Origin of the sequence: Streptomyces sp. NPDC001401, from assembly GCF_042895385.1 — a bacterium.
Lineage (GTDB): Bacteria > Actinomycetota > Actinomycetes > Streptomycetales > Streptomycetaceae > Streptomyces.
Genome location: NZ_JBIAWI010000007.1, coordinates 397,741 through 422,137, shown reverse-complemented (window position 1 = coordinate 422,137; position 24,397 = coordinate 397,741). Strand labels below are relative to the sequence as shown.

The window sequence follows — 24,397 nt, the reverse complement described above, 5'->3', positions numbered from 1 at the left end:
TCAGTTCCCCAGGTTGAGCGTGAGTTTGGTGACGGCGAACGCCTCGGCGTAACGCGCGTGGCATTCGATGCCGCGGATCCGGGCAAGGCCGAGGAAGGCCTCCCGGTCGTACCAGGGCCGGTGCCGCTGCGAGGGGTAGTGCTCCTGCAGCAGCTGCACCTTCTGTTCGGCGATCTCCGGCGACAGCGGCTGGTACGCCGACGGGCGGCCGAGATCGCCGTCCCACTTGACGATCTCGTAGCCGAGGACCATGTGGTCGCGGAACGCGGTGGGTATCAGCTGCGCCAGGCCGCGGTGATCCTGGTGCGCGTCATCGGTACGCGGGGCAAGGACGAGATCCGGCTCGGTCTGCCCGCGCAGCTCCTCGACCGCGGCCTTGGCCTCGTCCCAGTGCACGGGCATGCGCCCGTCCGGCAGCTTGAGCACGGTCAGCCGCAGGTCGGCGCCCGGGCAGAAGGCGGCGAGCGCAGCCTTCTCCTCCTGCTCCCGGTCGGTGCCGCCGCCGGAGAGCACCAGCGCGTCGACGCGGATACCCGGCCGCGCGAGGCACAGCGTCAGCAGCGTGCCGCCGGCGCCGATGGCGATGTCGTCGCAGTGCGCGCCCACCGCGACGATCCGGTCCAGGGGTCCTGCCCCGAGCCGGATCACGCTCTCGCTCCGGCACTCGCGCCGTCGCGCTCCCACACGGCCCACGGACGGTCGCCCCGGGCGTAGGCCTCGTCGAGCGCGGCCCGCTCCTTGACGGTGTCGGTCGGCTTCCAGAAGCCGCGGTGCTGATGCGCCACCAGCCGTCCCTGCTTGGCCAGTTGGGCGCAGCCGTCGGCGACCAGGTCCCCGTTCTCCGGTATGTGGTCGAAGACCTCCTGGCGGAGCACGAAGTAGCCGCCGTTCTCCCACAGCGGCATGTCGCTCACCGCGGTGATGCCCCCCACCAGGCCGTCCTCGCCCAGGTCCACGCAGTGGAACGAGGACTGCGGCGGCACCACCATCATCGACGCACCGGCGTCGCGCCGGGCGAAGTTCTCGATCATCTGCGGCAGCGGGGCGTCGGTGAGCACGTCGGCGTAGTTGGCGAGGAACATCTCGTCGCCGTCCAGGTGGTGGCGCACCCGGCGCAGCCGCTCCCCGATCGGTGACTCGATGCCGGTCTGCGCGAACGTGATCGTCCAGTCGGCGATGTCGGTGGACAGCAGCTCGGTCTTCCCGCCGCGGAGCACGAAGTCGTTGGACGTCGTCTCCTCGTAGTTGAGGAAGAAGTTCTTGATGTGGTGCGCCCCGTAGCCGAGGCACAGGATGAACTCCGTGTGCCCGAAGTGCGCGTAGTAGCGCATGACGTGCCAGATCAGCGGGCGCGGGCCGACCATCGCCATCGGCTTGGGTACGTCGTCTGCGGCGCCGCTCCGCATCCGCATGCCGTAACCGCCGCAGAACAGTACGACCTTCATCGCTTGACCTCGACAATGCTCAGTTCCGGGATGGGAAAGACGAGGCGGCCGCCCCAGTCGTGCACGAAGGACAGCTGCTCGACCAGCTCGGCCCGCAGGTTCCACGGGAGGACAAGGACGTAGTCCGGCTTGTCGGCGGCTATCTGCTCGGGCGGCAGGATCGGGATGCGGGTGCCCGGGGTGAACCTGCCGTGCTTGTAAGGGTTGCGGTCGACCGTGTACGCGAGCAGGTCGGGCCGGATACCGCAGTGGTTGAGCAGGGTGTTGCCCTTGCCCGGGGCGCCGTAGCCGACGACCGTCTCGCCGCGCTCGGCCGCGTCGATGAGGAACCGCAGCAGGTCCCGGCGCACCTTGGCGACCCGGGCGGAGAACTCGGTGTACCCGGACAGCTCCTGCAGCCCGGCGGCCTTCTCCCGGGCCAGTACGTCGGTCACCCGCTGGGTCGGCTCGCCGGCCACCTCGTTCGGCCGGGCCCACAGCCGGATGGAGCCGCCGTGCGTGGGCAGCAACTCGACGTCCACGAGCGTGAGTCCGCCGCTCGCCAGGGCACGGATCGCGGACGCGACCGTGTAGTACTGGAAGTGCTCGTGGTAGATCGTGTCGTACTGGTTCTCCTCGATCAGGGTCAGCAGGTGCTGCACCTCGATGGAGACCCAGCCGTCGTCGGCGACCAGGGCGCGCAGCCCCTGGGTGAACCCGACGACGTCGGGGATGTGCGCGTACACGTTGTTGGCCACGACCAGGTCCGCCGGGCCGTGCTCGGCGCGGACGGCGGAGCCGGTGTCCGGGCTCAGGAACTCCGTGAGGGTGGGCACACCCGCATCCCGCGCCGCGGCGCCGACGTTCACCGACGGCTCGATGCCGAGGCAGCGGATCCCCCGGTCCACCACATGCTTCAGCAGGTACCCGTCGTTGCTTGCGACCTCGACCACGAAGGCGTCCGGGCCGAGGGCAAGACGCTCCACGGCGTCGGCGACGAAGGTGCGCGCGTGCTCCACCCAGGAGGTCGAGTACGAGGAGAAGTACGCGTACTCCTTGAACGTCTCCTCCGGCGTGATCAGCGGAGGGATCTGCGCCAGCCAGCAGTCGGTGCAGACCCGCAGGTGCAGCGGGTACGCGGGCTCCGGTTGATCCAGTTGGTCCGCGGCGAGAAAGCTCTCACATGGTGGCGTCGCCCCAAGGTCGACGACGCTCGCCATCGCTTCCGAGCCGCACAGTCGGCATCGTGTCATCTACTGTCCCCATCCCCCCTGCTCGCGCGGGTGTCCCCGCCGCGAGCCTGTGCTGACCGACCCGCGATCGCGGTGCGGTACTCATCAACCAGGCGGTCAAGACCGACCGCCGGGCTGAAACCCTGTTCGTAACGGAGCCGGGCCGCCTGGCCCATCTCCTGGTTGCGGTCCGGATCTGCCGTGATCCGGCGTATGCAGGACGCGAGCGAGGCTGCCTCGCCCGGCCGGTGCAGCAGCCCGGTGACGCCGTCCTCGACGAGTTCGACGAAGGCGCCGTGCCCGGCGGCGACGGTCGGCACCCCGGCCGCCATCGCCTCGACGACCACCAGGCCGAACGCCTCCAGCCACGTCGAGGGAGCCACCACGGCGACCGACCGTGCGATGGCCTTCTGGCACTCCGCCGGGTCCAACAGGCCGACGTAGCGCACGTCGTCCCGGCCGGCCGCCCAGGCGGTCACCTCTCGCTCCAGCGGCCCCGTGCCGGCGATCACGAGCGGGACGCCCACGCCGCCGCTCGCCGCGATCTCGTCCCACGCGGCCATGAGCAGACGTACGCCCTTGGCCTCCGCGAGCCGGCCGAGATAGAGCACATGCTCGCCGTCACCGGACCGGCAAGTGCCCGGCTCCGGCACGAAGTTGTGCTTCACCGCCAGCCGCTCGGCCGGCATGCCGGACCGCACCAGGACGTCGCGCTGCGCCGCGGAGATGCACAAGAACCGCTCCACGCCGGACCACCACCGCCGCCGGTTGACCGACAGGCTGACCGCGAGCGGCACCGTCGCAAGGCGGGAGTTGCGGTAGCAGCCGTGCCGGACGGCGGGCAGCGGCGCCGATCCGACGCACTCGGTGCATGGCCGGCCGTCTCGCTGCAGCGTGCCGGGCGGGCAGACCTGGGTGTAGTTGTGCAGCGTGGCGACGGCGGGCACACCGGCGTCGGCGCAGGCGGCAAGGACCGCGGGCGACAGGAGCGGGAAGACGTTGTGGACGTGCACCACGTCCGGCCGCTCAGTGCGCAGCTTGGCGGCGAGCTCCGTGCGCACCGCCGGGTTCCACGGCACAAGCAGCGGCACCGCGACCTTGCCCAGCAGGGACCGGTCGGCGATGGAGTCGCTGCGCCGCTCGAACACCTCGACCCGGTGGCCGGCCGAGCGCAGCAGCTCCACCTCCTGGTCGACGACCTTGTTCTCCCCGCTCGGCTGCGCCGAGTTGTAGCGGTTGTGCACCACGAGGACGTGCATGCTCAGATCACCTCCGATCTCCGGGCCCAGCGCGGGATGTGTCGTCGAGGAACGTCGGGCGTCGAGAGCGGAGCGGCCTCGGCGGGTGCCGCAAGGAGTGAGGCGGCCAGGGCCAGATGCAGCAGATACGGCGAGGCGTCGCCAAGGCCGGCCTCGGTGTACGACGCGATCGCGCAGTAGCTGATCAGGAAGATCGCGCAGGCACGCTGCAGCGACGGTGGCCGCAGCAACGCGACGCCGCCCAGCACGATGAGGATCGCCGCGACGAGGGTGACGCCGATCAGACCCTGCTCGTTGTAGACGGCCAGCCAGCTGTTGTCGATCGGCAGCCCGCCGAACGACTTGTCGCCCAGGCCCACGCCGAACAACTGCTCCGAGGTCGACCGGGGCGCAGCCAGCAGGGCGTTCCAGACCTTGGCCCGGCCGGTGAGACTGGAGAAGTTCTCCTGGCTCTGCCCGCGCAGGAACCACGACTGCAGCGCGGAAGCGAACCCCACCGCGGCCACCACGACGCACAGCACCGTCCAGGTGAAGAACCGGCGGGCGGCGGCGCTGGTCAGGATGAGCGAGCAGATCGCCAACGCCAGCCCGAGGAGCAGGCCGAGCGTGGCCGTCCGGGTATGGGTCAGCGCGAGCAGGACCAGGGACGGCACGATGACCACCGCCGCGCTGGCCCCGTCGGTCCGGCGCCCCAGGAGGAGCAGCACGGTGAGCCCGATGATCACCGCGGCGTACTGCCCGATCTGCGGCGGGGTGAGCGGCCACAACGCGCCGACGAGGCGTCCGCCGTAGAGGTCGGGCAAGGCCGCGCCCGGTGAGACGACCAGGCCGGCGGCCACCGATCCGAGCACCGCGAAGTACATCCGGATGTGGTGCCGGACGAACGTCTCGCTGCCGACCCACCAGCGGCTGAGCAGCCACAGCGTGCCGACGAAGAGAGTCAGCCGGAAGCAGCGGAACAGCGCGCCGAACCCGGACTCCAGGTTCGCGCTGGAGATCACGCTCGTCACCAGCAGCAGGGTGAGCAGGAACACGTAGGCGCTGGCTCGGATGCGCAGTCGGAGATTGACCGTGAGCGCCAGCGCGAACGCGGAGACCAGCGCGCCCATGGTGACCATCTGGATGAGGGAGCGGGGCAGCGGGACGATGGTCTTCGCCCCTGCGGAGCCGAGGGTGTTGAGGACCAGCAGCCCCCAGACGATCCCGACGATCCTCGGTGTGCCTGCGGAGCGCGGTTCGGTGCCGGGCTGCGTTCCCGCAGTGCCCGGTCCGCGCGTCAGGTTCACGCCCATGTCAACCACCGGCCCGTGGGTCGAGGGTGCTGCCCGCGTCCTGCTGGTACGGCGTTGTCTGCCACTGCCCGAAGTCGAGCACCCGGCTCGTGTCCTGGGCCACGAATTTCCAGGGTCCGATGTAGACGTTGTCGTGCCAGCGGTTGTGCTGCTCGGTGGTGATCGCGTCAGCCACCCGTTCGCCCTTGTACGGCGACCAGTCCGGATAGGTTCCGTAGTTGGCGAGGAGCGCCATCCGGTCGCACTTCTCCGTGCACTTGAGGACGGACTTGTCGAGCACGAAGCGGTTGTCGTGGATGTCGACCCGCTGGGTCTTCCACCGGCAGTCGGAGTAGAGCGGTGCCTTGGCGATCGCCGGCTTCGCACAGCGCTTGGTGTCCTTCACCAGCAAAGTGCAGTCACCGGACGAGGTGTTGGCCGGGCTGTTGCAGAACCGGTCGGCGTTCTCCCACAGGGTGATCCCGGACCAGTTGTTCTCCAGCACGTTCCGGTAGATCTCGATCTTGTTGGTGCGGGCTCGGATCCGTGGTTCGCCGCCGGACTCGGACACGTAGACGGTCGCGAACGGGAAGCCGTCGCCGCTCTCGGCCGCCCTGCGCCCCTCGACCCAGTTGTTCCGCCGGATCGTGTTGTTCCGGATGACCGCGTTGTAGCTGATCTCGTAGATCAGCGCGGCACCGTCGTTGGCCTCGATCACGTTGTTCTCGATGAGGAAGTCGTTGTTGTTGGTGTCCGCCCACAACCCGGTTCCGCGGTTGTCGTGCACCCAGTTGCCGCTGACGTCGGCGCCGTTGACGTCCCAGAACTTGATGCCTCCGGTGCAGCCGCAGCCCTTCCGCTTCCGCTCCCAGTCGCCGGTGTTGTTGCCCACGATCTCGTTGCCCTCGACCACCAGGCCGGTGATACGGCCGCCCGCCTTGTACGCGTTCATGCCGTACTGGCCGTTGTCGCGCAGGCAGTTGGCGCGGACCTGCTGGCGGGCGCCGGCCATCAGCCCGGCGCCGGAGTTGTTCTGGATCGTCGCGTGCTCGATCACCCATCCGTCGGCCGAGTCATGGTTGACCACGCCCTCGTCCGGCGGCGCCACGAAGCCCTGCACGGTCAGGTAGCCGATGGTGACGTCGCGGGCGGTACCGGCGAACGCGTACTGGTTCTTCTTCCGGCCGTCGAGCACCGCGCCGGGCGCACCGATGTAGCGGTCCCCCTTCTTGGGGATGACCTGGGCGTAGCGGTCCGGGTCGAGCCTGTGCTTGCCGGGCCGAAGCCAGAACGTGGTGTTCGGGGGGCTGCTCTTGGTCTTCGCCGCCAGGTCACCGACCACCTTGGGGTCGACGGTCACCGCGCCCGACGGTGCCTTCGCCGGTCCCGCCGCGGGCTTGGCGCACACCCGGGCCACGGATCGGTCCACGGACGTGGCGGACGTGGTGGACGTGGCCTTCGGCTCCGCCCCGGCGCCCGACGCGCTCTCACAGCCGGTCGTCAGCAGGGCCAGCGCCAGCGGTGCCGCCGCCAACGCCCAGTGCCGCATCTTGCTCCCCACGCGCCCCCCCTAGCCGCGGAACCTGAGCACGGTGATGAAGCCCTCCGTGCCGTCGGTGAAGCCGGTGCCGACCAGCGTGGTGGCGGGTTCCTTGCGCCCGAATCCGGCGGAGTACCAGCCCAGCGGCGGGTCGGTCTCGCCGCGATGCGCCTGCCAGGACAGCTGGCCGGGCAGGTCGAGCACCGCGGAGCGGTCCTCGCCGTCCCGCGTCCAGGTGAGCTCGGCCCGGTTCCCCACCAGGTCCGCGGTGATCGCCGGGCCGAGGTGGAACGCCAGTTGCACGGCCCGGCGCGGGCCGCGCACCTCGTCGACCACCCGCAGCTCCTGGCTTTCGGCCGTCAGCTCCACCCGGCGACGGTGCACCGAGTCCTGGTAGCCGTCGTGCTCCGCACTCCAGCGAGCCACGCCCTCGTCGGATGTGTCGGCGGCCAGGACGCGGGTGTTGGCATGCCGGGTCCACAGGAACGGGCCGCCGGAGACGGACTGGTCGGCGCCGTCCAGCTGCAGGGTGTTGTGGCCGAGGGTCGACCGGAAGTACTGCCGCCACTCGGGCTGCCCGTGGTAGCAGTACGTCCCCGGGTCGGCGAGCACGTCGACCCCGTCGTGCCGGACCTCCACGGACAGCGCGTCCGCGTGGGCGTGCGCGGCGATGGACAGGAAGCCGTGCGGACCACCGTCGCAGCGGCACCAGATCTCCTCCGGGCCGCGCAGGATGGTGAGCCCCGCGTCGGCGAAGTGGCCCGGTCGGCTTGCCGGGCGGGTCACGGCCGGTGCGGTTCCAGTGTTCGAGTACGGCTTGATGAGCGCGGCCAGCAGCGGGGTGCGCACATCGGTGCCGGTCACCGCCGGCCACCAGTCGAGCCGGCCGAACACGGCGTCGCCGGTGGCCAGCAGCGAGGCCCAGCGGTCGGTGCCCGCTCCGTCCACGACCAGACCGTGCCCGTCGTCCGCGTCGCCCTGGCGCGGCGGCCGCAGCCGGTTGTCCACGACGGCCGCGAGCGCGTCGGTCATCCGCAGCAGCACCAGGCGGACGGTGGCGGGGACCTGCACGCCCGCGGCGTCCGCCTCGGCCACCGCGGCCAGACCGAGCTCCAGCACCAGGCCGTGGTACTCGGAGGCCAGCTCACGGTTGAGGCCGGAGAGGAAGGTGTTGCCGCGCAGGTGCCGCTCGAGCGACCGCAGGGCGTCGGCCCGCCAGCGCTCCGAGGAGGGGAACCAGTCGAACGCGCAGGCTGCGGCGAACTGCCCGGCCGTCTCGGCGATGACGTGGTTGTTCGCCGAAGACCCCCGGCTGGGGAAGGCGGCCAGCCAGCGCTGGTGGTGCCAGATCTGGTTCAGCGCCACCGGGTTGTCCTCGAACAGGTCGGCCGCGCCCGGCCAGTCGTCGAGCAGCCGGCGGATCCACACCCAGGACAGCAGCCGGATGCCCAGCTCGATGCCGCTGATCCAGTGCACACCGCGCAGCGGCGGGTTGGCCGCCCACCACGACCGCAGGTGCTCGGCCACACGCTCGGCGTACCGCTCGTTCCCGGTGATCGCGTAGGCGGCGGCGAGCTGGGTGAGGTACTGGTGCCGGGACAGCTCCCAGATCTGTTTGATGTCCCCGACCGCGTCCTCGTTCCGGTACGGCACGTCGAAGGCGTAGCCCCACGGAGCCCGGCGCCCGGTCTTCGGGTCGCACCACCAGTCGGGGTCGTCCAGGTCGTCGCGGACCACACCGAAGAACTCGGCGTGCCCGTACATCAGCCGGTCCGCCTCGGCGATGAGCCGTTTCGCAGCATCCGGAGGCACTGCGGCGATCGTCCCGGCCGGCAGGACCGCGGTGAACCGGGCGTCGGTCACGCTCGGGCAGTTGGGCCGCGCCGACCGCCACCGCCGCCTGCGCACCGCGTCACTCACCCGGCCCGCGACCTCCTGCGGTCCCATCCGGGACAGCCGCCGCAGGTACCAGCCCGCGCTCATGGTCATGGTGTGTTCTCCAACGTCACCGGCGCGCCGCCGGCCAGGCCGGTCTGCACGGCGAGGGTGGCCGCGGTGGTGGCGACCAGCGACTCCAGCGGCACCGGCATCGGCCCGCCGGTCCGTACGGCCTTGATGAACGCGGCCAGTTCGGCCTCCTGGCCCTTGTCCCGGGCCTTGGGCAGCCGCGAACTGACCCACTTCTTGCGGCCGTACACCGAGGCACGGACGAAGTCGTCGAGCCGCAGCACCTTGCCGTCCGCGACCAGGTCCAGCGTCTCCTTGGGAAAGCCGGGCGCACCGGTGGTGACGTAGCTGATGGTGGCGGTGGACCCGTCCGGGTAGCGCAGGACGACCTGCAGGTCCTCGTGGCCGGACGTGGCGACCGCGTACACCGAGACCGGGTCGGCCTCGAGCAGCCAGCTCGCCGTGTCGATGAAGTGTCCGCCCTCGCCGGCGAACCGCGAGCCCTCGGTGCCCTGTTGGAGGTACCAGCTGCCGTGCTGCAGCCGGCCCGCGTTGACCAGGTAGCGCAGGCTCGCCGGGCCGGTCCGGGTGCCGAACCGCTTCTTGGCCTCCTGCAGCAGCGGCGCGAACCGGCGGTTGAAGCCCACCTGCAGCCGGTCGTTGCCGGACTCCTCCACCGCCGCGAGTACGCCGGCCAGTTCGTCCTCGGTAAGCGCCAGGGGCTTCTCCACGAACACCGTCTTGCCGGCGTGGAGCGCCTTCCGGGTCAGTTCGGCGTGCGAGCTGTGCCGGGTGACCACGAACACCGCATCGATGGACTTGTCGCCGAGCACGGCGTCGAGATCGGTGGTCGCCTCGGCGAAGCCGAACTTCCGCTGCGCGTTGGCCGCGGACAGCGCCGTCGTGGTGACGACCGTGGACAACTCGACGCCTTCGCGCTGTGCCAGGTGCGGCAGCAGCATCGACGTCGCGTAGTTTCCCGCGCCGACGAACGCGAGGCGCACCGGCGTCTTGGCGGCCCGGGTCGGCGTGGACGCTCCGCCGGCGGGTCGCTTCACCGCGGGCACGGCCACCGTCGGGGCCCCCGCCTCCTCCGCTTCCCCCGCGTGTTCGGGGTACCGGAACAGCACGGCCACGGCCTTCAACTCGCCGTCCTTCAGGCGCTGGTACGTCTCGACCGCGTCGTCGAAGTCGGCGATGTGGGAGACCAGGGGCTCCACGTCGACGCTGCCGCGGGCGACGAGGTCGAGGAAGCACGCCAGGTTGCGGCGCTCGGTCCAGCGCACGTAGCCGATCGGGTAGTCCCGCCCCTCGAGCTCGTACTCCGGGTCGTAGCGCCCGGGGCCGTAGCTGCGCGAGAACCGGACGTCGAGCTCCTTCTCGTAGTACGCGTTCCACGGCAGGTCCAGGCGGCACTTGCCGATGTCGACGACCCGGCCGCGGTCCCGGCAGAGCCGGGCGGCCAGCTCGACGGGCTGGTTGCTGCCGCCGCCGGCGGCCAGGTACACCTGGTCCACGCCGTGCCCGTCGGTGAGTTCGGCGACGGCGGCTTCCACGGCCGCGGACGCGGGGTCGCCGCAGGCCGCGGCGCCCAGGCGCTCGGCGAGCTCGCAGCGCACCGGATCGGGGTCGGCCCCGACGACGCGGACGCCCGAGGCGACAAGGAGCTGCACGACCAGCTGCCCGATCAGGCCGAGGCCGATGACAAGCGCCACCTCGCCGAGCTGTGGCTCGCCCTGGCGGACGCCCTGCATCGCGATCGACCCGACGGTGCCGAAGGCCGCGTGCTGCGGCGCGAGGCCGTCCGGCACCGGCGCGTAGAGGTTCTTCGGCACCCAGTTCAGCTCGGCGTGCAGCGCGTGCTCGTTGCCGGCGCAGGCCACGAGGTCGCCGACCTTCACGTCGTCGATCCCGGCGCCGACCTGCTCGACCACCCCGCACAGCGAGTAGCCCAACGGCGTGTACGAGTCCAGCTTGCCCATCACCTTGCGGTAGGTGGCGGGCAGCCCGTTGGTGGCCACGCTCTGCATGACCTTGGCCACCTGGTCCGGCCGTGAGCGGGCCTTGCCCAGCATCGACATGCCGGCCTCGGACACCTTCATGAGCTCGGTCCCGGTGGAGATCAGCGAGAAGGCGCTGCGGACCAGCACACCGCCCGGCTTGCACCCCGGCACCGGAACGTCGAGCACCGCCAGCTCGCCGCTCTTGTAGTTCTGAACAACCTGTTTCACCGAAGTCCCCTTGTTTCTACGCCGTCTTCTACGCCGCCGAGCGAGCGCCCTGGCCGGACCCGGAGGTCGCGTCGCGGTACCAGTACTCGAGGGTCAGCACATGCCACAGATGCTTGGAGAAGTCCTGCTGTCCGGCGGCGTCCTCGGCGACCATGCGCGCCAGCGCGTCGCGGCGCAGGAACCCGGAGCGGACGAGCTCGCCGTCGTTGACCACCTCGCGCACCAGCGGTGCCAGGTCCCGGCTCATCCAGGCGCGCAGCGGGGCGCTGAACAGGCCCTTGGGCCGGTACACGATCTCCCGGGGCAGGACCGAGGTGGCCGCCTCCTTGAGGACGGCCTTGCCCTGCCGTCCGACGATCTTGCGATTGCCGGGCACGGCGAACGCCGCCTTGACCACCTCGACGTCCACATACGGCACCCGCACCTCGGTCGACGCGGCCATGCTCGAGCGGTCCGTGTACGTGAGGTTCAGGCCCGGCAGGAACATCCGGGCGTCGGTCAGGCACATGCGGTTGACGAAGTCGTCGAGGTCGTTGTCCTGGTAGACGTCCGCATGTTCGGTCAGCACGTCCTCGACCGTCCCCGCCAGGTCCGGATCGAGAAGGGCGAGCAGCTCGTCCTGGTCGTACATGGTGTAGCTGCGCCGGAACGCGGTCTCCTCCGGCAGATCGGCGAAGGAGAGGAACCGCTTCGCGAAGCGCACCGACCGGTACCCCCGCCGGGACGTGGCGACCGGCAGCCGGTCCACGGCCCCGGACACCCCGCGGCGCAGTGGCCGCGGGACACGCTGGTAGCGCAGCGCGAGCAAGTTGGCCAGGTGCTTGCGGTAGCCGGCGAACAGCTCGTCGGCACCCATCCCCGAGAGCATCACCTTGACCCCGGCCTCGCGGGCGGCCGAGCAGATCAGGAACGTGTTGATCGCGGCGGGGTCGCCGATCGGCTCGTCCAGGTGGTACGTCATCTGCGGCAGCAGGTCGAGCACGTTCGGGGCGATCTCGATCTCGTGCAGGTCGACACCGAACTGCTCGGCCACCTGCCGGGCATAGCGCAGGTCGTCCGGCATCGCCTCGAACTTGGCGTCCTCGGCGCGGAATCCGATCGTGTAGGCGGAGATCCCGGGTTGGTGGCGGGCCGCAAGCGCGGTCAGGTAGCTGGAGTCGAGGCCGCCGGAGAGGAACGTCGCCACGGGTACGTCGGACAGCAGGTGGCGCCGGGTCGACTCCTCGACGATGGCGGCCAGGTCCGGCTGCTCTCCTGCCCGGGCCCGCTCCCGGCCCTCGGCGGCGACGTCCTTCAGGTTCCAGTAACTGCCGCGCTCCACCCGGCCGTCGGGACGGATCCGCAGCCAGCTGCCCGGCGGCAGCTTCTCCGCCTCGCGGAACGCGCAGCGCGAGTCCGGCACCCAGTAGTAGAGGAGCGAGGCCACCAGCGCCGCATGGTCCACCTCCAGCGACCCGCCGGTCGCGGCGGCGAGCGCCTTGAGCTCGGAGGCGAACACCAGGCCCGCGCCGCGCCGGAGCAGGAACAGCGGCTTGATGCCCAACTGGTCGCGGGCGAGCACCAGTTCACCGGTGCGCTCGTCGAAGATCCCGAACGCGAACATGCCGCGCAGCCGGGGCAGGCAGTCCGTGCCCCAGCGCCGCCAGGCCTCGAGGAGCACCTCGGTGTCGGAGGTGCCACGGAAGCGCACCCCGGCGGCTGCCAGCTCGGCACGCAGCTCGGGCGCGTTGTACAGCTCGCCGTTGTAGGTCAGGGCGAGGCCGTCCGAGACCATCGGCTGAGCGCCGGTCTCGGACAGGTCGATGATCGCCAACCGGCGGTGCCCGAGCTGCACTTCGCCGTCAGCGACCGGGTGGCCGTAGCGGCCCGCCCCGTCCGGGCCGCGGTGGGCGAGGGTGTCGGTGAGCCGGTCGGTCACGACCTTTCCGTCCGGCCATCGGTAAGTGCCTGCGATGCCACACATGTCCTACCTCACCTCCTGGTCGTTGTCCGGGACCCGTGCGGCCCACATCGGCTCGCGCTCCGTCCGCCGCAGGCCCGTCCCGCTCTGCCGGGGCGGCTTCTCGGCCCTACCGCGCAGCGCGGTGTGCAGCCCGTCCCACAGCGTGCCGTCGGTCCGGTCACGCGGATCCGGGTCGATCAGCACCACGCCGATCACCGGAATGCGCTGTTCCGCGAGCTGCCGCGCCACGGTGTGCAGCCATGCGGCGCTACCGCGCCCGGCACGCACGACGAGCACGGTCTGGGTGCCCAGGTACTGGAGGTCGGTCCACGCCGTGCCGGGCGCCACCGAGCCGACGCCGATCCGGCGCTCCTGAGGCGACACGGTCGCGGCACGCTCGCCGCTGACCACGGTCGGGTCTCCCGGCTTCGGGCGGTGCTTGGCGAGCTGCGGGCCGGGCAGACCGTCGACGACGACCACTGGCCCATCCGCCGCCACTGCCCGGGCAAGGCTCAGGGCGATCACGCTGGTGCTGCGTGCACAGCCCAGTTCCAGCAGCGACAGCGGTTCCGCGGAGCCGCGCACGGTGCGGGCGAGGCTCGTGGTGAGGCGTTCGCGTGCCACCCGGGTCCGTCGGCGCTGCCACGGCCTGCCCGACCGGCGGGGCAGCTCCGCGATGACCGAGGCGCCGAGGTTCGCCGCGATGTCCCGGCGCAGCACGGGGCGGTCCGCCACCACCACGCCGACCGCGGCCAGCGCGAGCCCGAGGAAGAGCCCGAGGACGAGCCCGATCACGGCGTTGGTGACGGCTGCCTTGGGCAGGGATTGCCGCACCGCACGAGGGCCGTCCACGATCTGCGTGCCGGCGATGAGCTGGGGCGTGCCGATGCGCGCCTCCTCGGCGCGCTGGCTGAAGTCGGCGATCCGCGAAGTGAGCTCGGCCCGGCGGGCGAAGAGCGACTCCATGCCCGCCGACGCTTTCGGGTCGCTGTCCGGCGATCGGCCGCCGATCTCCTTGTTGACGTCGGCGAGCTCGTTCTGCATGCGGTCGCGCTGGGCGACCAGGCCCTTGGCCTCGGCGTCGGCGATGTCCCGTACCCGCTTGGCATGGTCGGCGACGAACGCATCGGCCAGTGCCTTGGCCCGGGCCACCGCTTCCGCGTCGGTGTCACCGGTCACATCGATCTGGAGCACGTTGTTGGACAATCCGGTGCCCCGGTAGTCCCGCATGAAGTCTTCCGGTTTTTCCGGGGACTTGAGGGACCGCAGGGCCTGGTCGGCGATCCGCGTGGTCCCCAGCAGCTGGACGTCGGTGCGGATCAGCGTTCCGGTGTCGTTCGGCTGGTCCTCCTGATGCGCGACCAGCACCTTGGTCACCGCGGCCGGCGCCGGTGGCAGCAGGACCGCCACCGCCGCGCCGATCAGCAGTCCCAGCAGCGCCATGGCGCACCAGAGACGGCGGCGCCTGCGGACCGCGACCACCAGCGCCTGCAGGTCGATGAGCGGAGTGGCGGCCGACGACTCCGAAGTCGTGCTTGTCGTCACGCTGAACCTCCCGTCGCATGGCCGCGAACCGCGAACGTCAAAGTGGCATCGTCCAAAGGACTTTCGGCAGTCGGCGTCGGACCGCTGCGCACCGTGCCGGCGACAACGAGGCCGGCGACGACGATGCCGACGACCTCGTGCCTGGCGTCCGCACACGCCTCGGCGATGCCGGTGAGCTCCTCCGCCGTCCAGCTGCCCGCGCTCAGGACGACCAGGGCACCGGACTCCGTGCCGCGGTCCGGCACGATCGGCCGGTCCACCGAAACGTCCACCACCCGCAGCAGCGGATCGATCTTGGCCTCGGCGACGAGCTGCCCGGCGGCCCGGCGGGCGACCTCGTCGCCTTCCGGTACGACAACCAGCAGCCGCCGGGGGGCCGGCAGCTGTTCCCGGAGGCGAGCGCACACCCGCCGGTAGCGGATCCGTCTGTCGGCCTCGTCGCCCGACCTCTGCGGGGTCGGTATGTCCCACCGGGTGTCAACGCCGAGAAGCCGGCGGATCCGGGCCCGTCGGCCACTGCTTTCCGGCCCGTGCGTACGCCGTTCAGCAGGCACGTCGACGGTGCCGAGGAGCGCCGAGCCCAGCGCCGCGGCGATCTCCGGTTCGGTGCGCAGCCGACGGCTCACCCGTGCGGCGGCGAGATGGCCGACGACCGCGAGCAGGAAGAACAGCAGCGCCCCGCCGACGATGAGCTGCATCCTCGTCGGCGCTGCCGCGCCGGTCGGCCGGGGCGCCGGCCCCATGACGACCATGCTGGCCTTGTTGGTGGCCGGATTGGCCTCGTCCAGCTTCTTTATGGCGTCCTGCAGCGAGGTGCGCAGCTTCTCGAGCTCGGTGCGGGCCTGCACGCTCTCCACGGTCTGCCCCGGGTCGGCCGCATTGGCCAGGTCGGTGATGCGGCGGTTGGTCTCCGCCACCTTCTTCCGCAGCGCCTCGGTCCCCGTGGCCACTGCGGGGTCGGCACTGCCGCCGGCGATCCCCGCGGCGAAGGTGACGAACTGCTGGGCCACCTGGTCGGAGAGCCGCTGCGCGCGCTCCGGGGTGTCGGCCGTACCGGAGATCTTGATGATGTTCCCGTCGGCGGCCTTGGCGCTCACCTGATCCTGCAGTTCGACGCCGTTCACACCCTTCCAGCCGAGCGTGGCGGCCGCGCGGTCGACCACCGCCGAGCTGGTGGCGATGTCCACCTGGGTCAGCAGTTCGCGCTCCTCCCACAGCCCCGGCAGCAGTACCGATGCCGACGCCGTGTACCGCGGCGGAAACACCAGCACCGAGCTGCCGTAGCCGAAGAGCGCACCCACCACGGCGAGTACGGCGAGAAGCCGCCACCGCCGACGGAGTATCCGTCCGATCGTGGCCAGACGGATCGTGTCATCACTCAATGGAGCAGCCTCTTCCCCGTACGGACCGGCCCACCAGCCGACACCGGAGCTTGGTCCCGGCAGGCAGCGGCGTAGGCGGCGAGCAGCGACGCTTGCGAGTTCTGCCAGGACAGCGGCCCGCCGATCCGCTCCTGGCCGATCTTCCCCATCCGGGCCCGCTTCTCCGGATCGTCGAGGAGCAGCGCGATGAGCTCGGCGAACTCGGCCTCGTCGTTGGCGGGCGCGTAGACGGCGGCGTCACCGGCGGAGACGCGCGCCTCCCGGAGCTCGAACGAGACGATCGGCCGCCCCATCGCCATGTACTCCAGGACCTTGTTCATGGTCGACACGTCGTTGAGCGGATTGCGCGGGTCGGGCGAAAGGCACACGTCCGCGGTGGACAGGTAGCGCACCAGGTCGGCGTCCGGAATGCGCCCGGTGAACTGCACCTGCTCGGAGAGACCCAGCCGCCCGGACAGCTCCACCATCGCGTCGAAGGCGTCGCCGGAGCCGACGAACACCGCATGCCAGTCGGTCCGCCCGAGCTCGTCGCGCAGCTTCGCCAGGGCCCGCAGGGCGTAGTCGACGCCGTCCTGAGGGCCCATGACGCCGAGATAGCACAGCAGATGAGGCTTGCCGCGCTTCAACTCCGGCTCCGGCGGCACCGGCTGGAACCTCTCGATCGCGGGCGCGCTGCGCACCACGAAGACGTCCTCCGGCCGCTTGCCGCCACGGCGTATCGCCACGTCCCGGTAGCTCTCGTTCGTGGCGAGCACGATGTCCGCGGCCCGGTAGGTCCGCCGTTCCAGCGCGCACACGGCGCGGTAGAGCAGATCCTTGCCGCGGTCGAACCGGGACAGGTACAGCTCGGGCACCAGGTCGTGCTGGTCGAACACGAACCGCGCGCCGCGCCGCTTCAGCCACAGTGCCGGCAGGAACAGCAGGTCGGGCGGGTTGCAGGCATGGACCACGTCGACCGGGCCGACCTTGCGGGCCAGCCGGATCGTGTGCCACAACGCCGATCCGTACTCCCGCAGATAGCCGGCCGGCCCGCCGGTGGCCGCGCGCAACGGGTAGCGGTGAATGCGCACCCCGTCGATCACCGCCTCCGGCTCCGTGTCCCGCTTCTCCCCCCGGGGACAGATGACGTGCACCTCCCAGCCCGCGTCGCGCAGCGTCGTGCACTCCTGCCACACCCGCCGGTCGAACGGCACCGACAGGTTCTCCACCAGAATCAGCGCGCGACGGGTCGGCCCGTCGCCGCCGGTTGTGTCACCAAGCAAGGCCCACGTACCCAGGTTCGGCCCGGCGCGCATCGGCGTCGGGAAGGTGGATGAGGTCGACAATCACGGGGCCGTCGCCATGGGGCAGCGCCGACAGCACGGCCGGATCCCTGGTCCCGACCAGGCACACCTCGGCATGCTCGAGCACCTCGTCGACGGACTCCGCGAGCAGCTGCGCGAGATGCGGCAGCCGGCTCTCGATGTACTCGCGGTTCGCGCCGAGCAGCCGGGAGAGGCTCACATTGGCGTCGTAGATCTTGAGGTCGTACCCCTTGCCGAAGAGCCTCTCCGCCAGCTCGACGAGCGGGCTCTCGCGCAGGTCGTCGGTGCCGGGTTTGAAGGACAGCCCGAACATTCCCACCCGGCGCTTGCCGGTGCGCTCGACCAGGTCCACCGCGCGCTGCAGATGGTCCGCGTTGGAGGGCAGCACATGCGAGAGGATGGGCACCGAGACGTCGGCCCGCTGCGCCGCGTGGACCAGGCTGCGCAGGTCCTTGGGCAGGCAGGAGCCACCGAAGGCGAAGCCGGGCCGCAGGTAGGCGGGGCTGATGTTCAGCTTGCGGTCGGCCAGGAACACGTCCATCACCTGGTGCGAATCCACCCCGAGCGCCTGGCACACCGCGCCCAGCTCGTTCGCGAAGCCGATCTTGAGGCCGTGGAACGCGTTGTCCGCGTACTTGATCGCCTCGGCGGTCGGGACCGGCACGCGGAACACCTCACCGGGCAGGCCGTCGTACAGCGCCAACACCGCGTCGCCGCTTGCCGGGTCGAGCTCGCCGATGACGGTCTTGGGCGGGTCGAAGAAGTCCCGCACGCTCGTGCCCTCGCGCAGGAACTCCGGGTTGACTGCGACCCCGATGTCAACCCCGGCCGTGCCGCCGACGTACTTCTCCAGGATCGGCACCAGCAGGTTCAGGCAGGTGCCCGGGAGCATGGTGCTGCGGAACACGACGGTGTGCCGACCCCCCTGCTTGGCCCCCTCGGCCAGCACGGCGCCGATCTCCTCGGTGACCCGCTCCAAGTACGTGGTGCACAGGCTGCCGTTGGGCTCCGACGGCGTGCCCACGCAGACCAGCGACACCTCGCTGTCCATGATCGCCTCGCGGACGTCGCCGGTGGCGCGCAGCGCCCCGGTCCGCACCACCTCGGCGATGAGCTCGCCGATCCGCTCCTCGACCACCGGGGCCTTGCCGTCGTTGACCAGGTCGACCTTCACCTGGTTGACGTCCACCCCGATGACCTCGTGCCCCATGCTGGCCAGGCACGCGGCCGATACGCAGCCCACGTAGCCGAGCCCGAAAACGCTGACTCTCATGCCCCGTCTCTCCCCCCAGGCAGGCCCTTGCGGCCTGCGGTCCTCGCGCCGGTCGGACGACCCCCGCGCATCAGTACGCCCCCTGCCCGTGGAGGACGGCACGCAGCGTCTTCCACAAGATCACTGTGTCCAGGGCGAGCGACCAGTCCTCCACGTACCGCAGGTCGAGGCGGACCGCCTCCTCCCACGGCAGGTCGCTGCGTCCGCTGATCTGCCACAGGCCGGTGAGCCCGGGCTTGACCAGCAGCCGCCGCCGGATGTCCGGGCCGTACGCGGCGGACTCCTCCGGCAGCGGAGGCCGAGGTCCGACGAGCGACATCGATCCGGTGAGCACGTTGAACAGTTGCGGAAGCTCGTCGAGCGAGTACCGGCGCAGCACTGTTCCCACGCGGGTCACCCGCGGATCCCGGCGGAGCTTGAACAGCAGGCCTGCGCCCTCGTTGCGGCCGGCCAGCTGGGCACGTGCCCCGTGGGCCCCGGTGACCATGGTGCGGAACTTGAGAATGGTGAACTCGCGGCCGTCCTTGCCGACCCGGCGCTGGCGGTAGAACGCCCCGCCCCGGCTGTCCGCCAGCACGAGCAGCCCGACGAGCACCATCAGCGGCGCGAACAGCACCAGCAGGAGCGCCGCGCCCACCCGGTCGACGACCTCTTTTATCGCCCGGCGGCCCCCGGTGAAGGTCGGCATGCTGACCCGCAGCAGCGGTATCCCGAGCACCGCGTCGACGTGCAGCCGCGGGCCGGCCACCTCCATCAGCACGGGGGCCACGACCATCTCGGCATCGCTGCCTTCGAGGTTCCAGGCCAGCCGCTGCAGCCGGTCCGGTGACCAGTGCGGGTCCGGTGTGACCGCGACGACACGGTAGCCGTCGTGGCGAACGTGCTTGGCGACGTCCGACAGTTGGCCGACGACCGGCACTCCGTCCAGTTCGTCACCGTCGAGCCCGCGACCGTCCGTCGTGCACACCGCCTCCACACGCCAGCCGAGGTGCGGGAACTTGCGGGTACGGGTGATCAGGTCGCGCACGGTGTCCGGGCTCCCGGCAGCGAGCACCGGTCTAAGGCACCGCCCTTCCTTGCGCTGCTTGTGCAGCCAGAGCCGGAGCAGATACCGCGCGGTCATGGTGACGAGCGCGATCGCGGGGACCGCGACGAAGATCCAGAGCTTGATGTTGCGCGAGGTCAGGGCGATCCCGCCGAGCGCCAGGACGACGGTCGCCGTGAACAGTGAGCGTCCGAGACGGCGGAATTCCTCGGCGCCCTGGCCGAGCACGGCCGGAGCCCACGACCGGCTCACCGCCAGCGCTCCCAGCACCAGCAGTTGGGTGCCGAAGGCGAGTATTCCCCACTTCTCGTGCCAGTTGGCCGCGTCCCGGGCCCCGAAGAAGTCGCCGATCCCCGCCACCACGAAGGCGGTGGCCATGGTGTCGCTGATGATCACGGTACGGCGGTACCGATGCTCCCAGTCGATCGCAGGCTGGCTGATTGCCCCGTTCGCCAGACGCCCGCGCGCCGACGGAAAAGGGCCGACTATTCCCCCCTGCCGCACAGAACCCCCCAAGGTCCCCAGTGGTAAGACGTGTTCGCCCAACACTGTTTCGCCCCCTGCGGGAGGCCCCCGCCCCCCGCACTGTCCCTCCCCCGGGAGGCCCCCGCCTCCCGCCGTGCTGTTCCCCCCTCGGGAGGCCCCCGCCCCCCGCGCATGCGGCTCTTTGAGAGCTATGTGAACACCCCACCCGGCAGCAGCAGACTCGCATGTCCTGCCCGGCTCTTGAGGTGCGCGGAAACCCGTCGAAACCTCGGATGCTCAACGCACCCGAAGCCCTCTCGGACTCCAAGAATTGATCGCCCCCACGTCCGGCCCCGAAGACGCAAGTACTGACTGCCCGCAGCAGCGGACCCATAGATCCCCATTTGTCGCCTCGTGTCCCAGCATGTGAGGCACGGTCAATCTAGACCATCGCGACCCGTATGAAGAGAGGGATGTGTGGAATTTGTGCCTACGTTTTGAAGATGTGGCCACGGATCGGCGACCGCCTGCCGGTGCCGTGGCGACGGAGGCGGGCCTTGTGACCTGTGATGACGGGGGTTCTCCGGGGTGCCGCACCGGCAACCCGGAGGCGTCGCCGGCGCTGCCAACTGGGCCGAGCTCAGGCCCTGTTCGGCTGATTTTGGTCGGTCAGCACGGGGCGGCGGTTGCGGGTGTGAACGGTCGACGGCACGCAGGAACCGATCTTCACCGCCCTGCTCGCACGGGCAGACGCCGAGGGCGACCTCGACCGGGCCGTCACCGTCGACTCCACGATCGCGTTCGCTCACCAGCACGCCGCCGGAGCCCGCCCAAACGGAACCCGGCCGGCGAGCCGCATGACCACGCCCTCGGACGCTCCCTCGGCGGACCGACCACGAAGATCTGCCTGATGGCCGACGGCCGTTGCCGCCCGATCGCCCTCGCGCAGTGGTGCCGCAGATCCGCAGGGCGGCCGCCGGCCTTCGACCGTGAGGTCTGGACGACAAGACGGCAACCGTCTCCCCTGCCGGCCTCCAAATCCTCGCCCACGCCAAACCGAGGCAGCTCGGTGCGTGATCCGGGCAGCGGTCACCGGGCGAGGACGCCAATATCGGCTGGCTGCCATCCACATGGCTCTGCCAGGGTGGCGGGCGTGACGCGCCGTTTTCTTCCCGGTCTCGAGCTGGCCCAGCTGTTCTACCGGCAGGTCGTCGCCCCGATCCTGGACACCGTGCTGCACGGCGTGGCGTACTCGGCGGCCCTGATCGGCTACGGCTCGGAGGTGCAGGGGTTCGACACCGTACGCTCCACCGACCACGCCTGGGGTCCGCGCCTGCAGGTGTTCCTGGCCGGCAAAGACTTCCAAACCCGTGCGCAACGCCTGGAGGCGGATCTTGACCGGCGACTGCCGGCCCGGTTCCGCGGCTACCCGGTTCGGTTTCCCTTTCCTGACGGCACACCGGCCCGGCACTGGGTGCACGTCAATGATCCGCGGGCCTTCTTCACCGATCAGCTCGGCGCCGACCCTGCCCAGGGGTTGTCGGCGCGCGAGTGGCTGATCGTCCCGACGCAACTGCTGCGGGAGCTGACCGGCGGCGCGGTTTTCCACGACGGCCTCGGCCTGCTCGAGTCCTACCGCACCACTCTGGCCTGGTATCCCGATGACGTGTGGCGTTATGTGCTGGCCTGCCAGTGGATGCGCCTGTCCCAGGAAGAACCGTTCGTCGGGCGCTGCGGCGAGGTCGGTGACGACCTGGGTTCCGCCGTGGTCGCCGCCCGGCAGGTGCGCGACCTGATGAAGCTGTGCCTCCTGATGCACCGGGTCTACCCGCCCTACAGCAAGTGGCTGGGCACCGCGTTCACCGCACTGCCCTGCGCCCCGGAACTCACCCCGCTCCTTGCGAGCGCGTTGTCGGCGTGCAGCTGGCAGGAACGCGAGCAGCACCTGTCGCCGGCATACGAGCTTGCCGCCGGCATGCACAACAGCCTCGGGCTGACCGAGCCTCTTGACGTGAAGGTCCGCCCCTTCCACACCAGGCCGTTCCTGGTCCTGGACGCCCACCGCTTCACCGATGCCCTGATCGCCTCGATCGGCGATCCCGCCCTGCGCGCACTGCCGCCGGTCGGCGCGATCGACCAATACGTCGACAGCACCGACGTCACCGACCGGAACCATTCCGACCGTCGCATCCGCTACATAGCCGGACCGGACCTCTCCCCGTAATTCACGCGCCACGGCGCTGGATTGGGAGGCTGGACAGGGCATGGCTGGTAATGAGCCCCGTTCCTGCCGACCTGGTCACCTTCTACGACAGCATCGGCGACGTCACCTGGGCGGACGTCGGCAACGGCTACTTCGTCGATCCGGCAGGTGTCCTTCTGCGGCTGAAGGAGTACGGCGCTGTCGATGTCGGCGCGGACCAGAAGTCCAGTGGTCTGGTCATCGGCTCGAATACGAGCCGGGACACCTGTAGGAGCGGGCACCGCGCCTCTTTGCGTCGGCCGTTGTAACGGCGTGTGAAATGCCACCATCCGCCGTGTTCTGCGGGCAGTCGCCGCGCATCCGGCAGCGACGCGGCGACCGCAGCAGTCGTATCGTCTGGCACGGCGACCGTGGGCGCCCGGGTATGAGCGGGGTCGGCGCCGTTCATCTCCCGGGCCCGGCGCCTCCCCTGGGTCAGTCGGTGGCCGTCAGGGCCGGGCCAGGAGGGTTCGTACGCCCTCCGAGGTGAGCGTCAGCGGGTGTTCGGATCCGGCGTCGATGGTGAGCGACAGATCGTCGGCGGGCCACTGCGAGGCGAGCGCACCGAGTGGCACCAGGCGGTAGCGGGAGACGAAGGGCAGAAGTCCGGCCATCTCCCCTTCCGAGGTGAACACGGGCACCACCGGGTCGCCGCCCGGCTGCTCGAGGACCGGCAGCGCCACCGCGCCCGGATCCCCGTCTTCCTCCTGGCTTGCGTCGTCGGGCACCGGAACAAGCACTTCGCTGCCGGCGAGCGTGTCCAGCGCCGCCGTGTCCTCGGTGTTCACGGCCAGCGCGTCCAGCGCCTGCCTGGCCGGTGTGCTGGTGTGGTCGTTGGCAGGTATCTCCATGGCAGATCCCCTGGTAGCGGCGGTCGTACGGCTCGCCCGGGACAAGATCGGCCCCCGGCACGGTCCTGCTCGCGTACCCGATCCGGGCGAGCCCATTCATCCGTTCGGCAGGAATTCACCTCAGGTAGTCGCCTCAGGCAATCGGCTCAGGGAATCGGCTCAGGGAATCAGCGGTATGTCCGCCGAGGGCAGCCCCAGGCGATCGCAGCCGACCCGGCGGGCCAGCGGCTCCGCCATGCCGGCCCCCACATGTGTCCAGTACGTGGCCGCGTCCCGGAAGTAGCGCTGCATCCGCTCGCCGTCGCGGGCATGCCGGGAGCCGGCCGTGCGGAAGAGGATGCCCTGCAGCACGTCCCAGGCCGCGCGCCCGGCGTTCAGGAACATCAGCGCGAGCCGGTTGTCCTCGACGACGGTGAAGGGGGCCTCGCCGGTGACGTTGCGCCGGCACGTCTCCATCCAGTCCTGCGCGGTCTGGCGCAGCGCCGCTTCGGCCATGTCGATGATGCCGAGCGCCTCGCCGAGGTGGCGCTGGTAGTCGTGCAGGTCGGCCCGGGTGCGGTCGGGTTCCAGGGTGAGCGGGCGGGCGGCGACGATCCGGGCGTACTCGTCGGCGGCGGCGTACGCGGTGCCGATCATGATGGCGGCCAGCTCACCGTGGAAGAAGCTCGGTGCCCGCCCGGCGTACATCGGATTGCCGTGCAGCTTCGAGCCGACGCTGCCGCCCTCGACCGGCAGGTCGAGCAGGAACGCCTCGCGGGTGAGGTACGCCGGGATGCGGGCCTGCTCCATGTGGATGCTGTTGGAGCCGCTGCCGCGCAGGCCGAGGACGCCGTGCCAGTCGTCGAGCACCGTCCACACCGAGCGCGGCGCGACGAACAGCACCGGCGGTCCCGGCGCCTCGCCCGGTGCGGCCGGGGCACGCAGGGTCTGGCCGACGTAGTGCGTGGAGTAGGGGGCGCCGGAGGAGTACGGCCAGGTGCCGTCCAGGACGACATGGCCGTCGCCGTCGGGCTGTGCGACCCCGACGGGTACGACGGTGGACGCTGCCCGGAAATCGCCGTCGGCGCCGAAGATCTCGTCCTGCGCCCGCTCGTCGAAGAGTGTGGCGACCTGAAGGACGTGGGCGGCGGTGAGCGAGAGTGCCCACCCGGTGGAGGGGCAGCCGCGCGCGATCTCGGTGACCACGCGGTAGAAGACCGGCAGGCCGAACTCGTAGCCGCCGTAGCGCCGCGGCTGGAGGATCCGGTAGAAGCCGGCCCTGAGGAAGTCGTCGTGGGTGTCCTTCGGGTAGTGCGTCAACCGCTCGGTCTCCGGCTGACGTTCGAGCAGTGCGGGCCTGAGCGCGGCGGCGCGCTCGATGATGTCGTGTTCGGTGAGGTCGGGTTCGGGAGCGGCGAGCACGGTGCCTCCTGACGGGTGGGGCCGTCGGTTACGTGACGCGATA

At 70.7% G+C, this 24,397-nt stretch carries 18 protein-coding genes; 2 read left to right on the top strand and 16 right to left on the bottom strand.

The window, feature by feature from the left end:
• The 14 genes from ACFY10_RS25325 to ACFY10_RS25260 all read right to left on the bottom strand — a co-directional run bounded on the left by ACFY10_RS25325 (position 1) and on the right by ACFY10_RS25260 (position 19,899).
• Positions 1–648, bottom strand: coding sequence for a PIG-L deacetylase family protein (locus ACFY10_RS25325; RefSeq protein ID WP_390667477.1), 648 nt, complete (start codon positions 646–648; stop codon positions 1–3).
• A complete protein-coding gene (locus ACFY10_RS25320; RefSeq protein WP_390667476.1) occupies positions 645–1,445 on the bottom strand; it encodes a glucose-1-phosphate cytidylyltransferase in 801 nt (266 codons plus the stop codon). The genes ACFY10_RS25325 and ACFY10_RS25320 overlap by 4 nt, the downstream gene beginning before the upstream one ends.
• Complete coding sequence (locus ACFY10_RS25315; RefSeq protein WP_390667475.1) at positions 1,442–2,677, bottom strand: class I SAM-dependent methyltransferase; 1,236 nt, start codon at positions 2,675–2,677, stop codon at positions 1,442–1,444. Before ACFY10_RS25315 ends, ACFY10_RS25320 begins: the two co-directional genes overlap by 4 nt.
• Positions 2,674–3,915: a glycosyltransferase gene (locus tag ACFY10_RS25310; protein WP_390667474.1), complete on the bottom strand. Its 1,242-nt coding sequence runs from the start codon at positions 3,913–3,915 to the stop codon at positions 2,674–2,676. Before ACFY10_RS25310 ends, ACFY10_RS25315 begins: the two co-directional genes overlap by 4 nt.
• Before the next feature lie 2 nt (positions 3,916–3,917).
• Entirely contained in the window at positions 3,918–5,207 is a 1,290-nt protein-coding gene (locus tag ACFY10_RS25305; protein WP_390667473.1) for an O-antigen ligase domain-containing protein, read from the bottom strand.
• Between the two features lies 1 nt (position 5,208).
• Positions 5,209–6,747, bottom strand: coding sequence for a right-handed parallel beta-helix repeat-containing protein (locus ACFY10_RS25300; protein WP_390667472.1), 1,539 nt, complete (start codon positions 6,745–6,747; stop codon positions 5,209–5,211).
• Positions 6,748–6,756: 9 nt separating this feature from the next.
• Complete coding sequence (locus ACFY10_RS25295) at positions 6,757–8,715, bottom strand: alginate lyase family protein (protein ID WP_390667471.1); 1,959 nt, start codon at positions 8,713–8,715, stop codon at positions 6,757–6,759.
• Complete coding sequence (locus ACFY10_RS25290; protein WP_390667470.1) at positions 8,712–10,904, bottom strand: bi-domain-containing oxidoreductase; 2,193 nt, start codon at positions 10,902–10,904, stop codon at positions 8,712–8,714. The genes ACFY10_RS25295 and ACFY10_RS25290 overlap by 4 nt, the downstream gene beginning before the upstream one ends.
• A 28-nt stretch (positions 10,905–10,932) precedes the next feature.
• A complete protein-coding gene (gene asnB, locus ACFY10_RS25285; RefSeq protein ID WP_390667469.1) occupies positions 10,933–12,867 on the bottom strand; it encodes an asparagine synthase (glutamine-hydrolyzing) in 1,935 nt (644 codons plus the stop codon).
• Between the two features lie 3 nt (positions 12,868–12,870).
• Positions 12,871–14,391: a Wzz/FepE/Etk N-terminal domain-containing protein gene (locus ACFY10_RS25280; RefSeq protein ID WP_390667468.1), complete on the bottom strand. Its 1,521-nt coding sequence runs from the start codon at positions 14,389–14,391 to the stop codon at positions 12,871–12,873.
• Complete coding sequence (locus ACFY10_RS25275; protein WP_390667467.1) at positions 14,388–15,773, bottom strand: Wzz/FepE/Etk N-terminal domain-containing protein; 1,386 nt, start codon at positions 15,771–15,773, stop codon at positions 14,388–14,390. The genes ACFY10_RS25280 and ACFY10_RS25275 overlap by 4 nt, the downstream gene beginning before the upstream one ends.
• A complete protein-coding gene (locus ACFY10_RS25270) occupies positions 15,770–17,068 on the bottom strand; it encodes a glycosyltransferase family 4 protein (RefSeq protein ID WP_390667532.1) in 1,299 nt (432 codons plus the stop codon). Before ACFY10_RS25270 ends, ACFY10_RS25275 begins: the two co-directional genes overlap by 4 nt.
• Positions 17,025–18,350 carry a nucleotide sugar dehydrogenase gene (locus ACFY10_RS25265; protein WP_390667466.1) on the bottom strand — a complete coding sequence of 442 codons (1,326 nt, stop codon included), beginning with the start codon at positions 18,348–18,350 and terminating at the stop codon, positions 17,025–17,027. Before ACFY10_RS25265 ends, ACFY10_RS25270 begins: the two co-directional genes overlap by 44 nt.
• 70 nt (positions 18,351–18,420) lie before the next feature.
• Positions 18,421–19,899: a sugar transferase gene (locus ACFY10_RS25260; protein WP_390667465.1), complete on the bottom strand. Its 1,479-nt coding sequence runs from the start codon at positions 19,897–19,899 to the stop codon at positions 18,421–18,423.
• Between the two features lie 1,114 nt (positions 19,900–21,013).
• Between ACFY10_RS25260 and ACFY10_RS25255 the strand changes: the two genes are divergently transcribed.
• Positions 21,014–22,084 (top strand): DUF4037 domain-containing protein, encoded by a 1,071-nt coding sequence (locus ACFY10_RS25255; RefSeq protein ID WP_390667464.1) that lies wholly within the window; start codon positions 21,014–21,016, stop codon positions 22,082–22,084.
• Between the two features lie 50 nt (positions 22,085–22,134).
• Entirely contained in the window at positions 22,135–22,371 is a 237-nt protein-coding gene (locus tag ACFY10_RS25250) for a hypothetical protein (protein WP_390667463.1), read from the top strand.
• A gap of 180 nt (positions 22,372–22,551) precedes the next feature.
• Here the strand turns inward: ACFY10_RS25250 and ACFY10_RS25245 are convergent, their stop codons facing one another.
• Both ACFY10_RS25245 and ACFY10_RS25240 read right to left on the bottom strand, forming a co-directional pair.
• Positions 22,552–22,953 (bottom strand): SseB family protein, encoded by a 402-nt coding sequence (locus ACFY10_RS25245; RefSeq protein WP_390667462.1) that lies wholly within the window; start codon positions 22,951–22,953, stop codon positions 22,552–22,554.
• 159 nt (positions 22,954–23,112) lie between these two features.
• On the bottom strand, positions 23,113–24,354 hold the full coding sequence (locus ACFY10_RS25240; protein WP_390667461.1) for an acyl-CoA dehydrogenase family protein: 1,242 nt from the start codon (positions 24,352–24,354) through the stop codon (positions 23,113–23,115).
• Positions 24,355–24,397: the final 43 nt, after the last annotated feature.

Excerpts from the sequence above, each read along its gene's own strand:
- ACFY10_RS25265 (WP_390667466.1), bottom strand. The coding sequence starts at position 18,350 with ATGAGAGTCAGCGTTTTCGGGCTCGGCTACGTGGGCTGCGTATCGGCC.
- ACFY10_RS25250 (WP_390667463.1), top strand. The coding sequence starts at position 22,135 with ATGAGCCCCGTTCCTGCCGACCTGGTCACCTTCTACGACAGCATCGGC.
- ACFY10_RS25305 (WP_390667473.1), bottom strand. The coding sequence starts at position 5,207 with ATGGGCGTGAACCTGACGCGCGGACCGGGCACTGCGGGAACGCAGCCC.
- ACFY10_RS25295 (WP_390667471.1), bottom strand. The coding sequence starts at position 8,715 with ATGACCATGAGCGCGGGCTGGTACCTGCGGCGGCTGTCCCGGATGGGA.
- ACFY10_RS25320 (WP_390667476.1), bottom strand. The coding sequence starts at position 1,445 with ATGAAGGTCGTACTGTTCTGCGGCGGTTACGGCATGCGGATGCGGAGC.
- ACFY10_RS25310 (WP_390667474.1), bottom strand. The coding sequence starts at position 3,915 with ATGCACGTCCTCGTGGTGCACAACCGCTACAACTCGGCGCAGCCGAGC.
- ACFY10_RS25270 (WP_390667532.1), bottom strand. The coding sequence starts at position 17,068 with ATGCGCGCCGGGCCGAACCTGGGTACGTGGGCCTTGCTTGGTGACACA.
- ACFY10_RS25315 (WP_390667475.1), bottom strand. The coding sequence starts at position 2,677 with ATGACACGATGCCGACTGTGCGGCTCGGAAGCGATGGCGAGCGTCGTC.
- ACFY10_RS25245 (WP_390667462.1), bottom strand. The coding sequence starts at position 22,953 with ATGGAGATACCTGCCAACGACCACACCAGCACACCGGCCAGGCAGGCG.
- asnB (WP_390667469.1), bottom strand. The coding sequence starts at position 12,867 with ATGTGTGGCATCGCAGGCACTTACCGATGGCCGGACGGAAAGGTCGTG.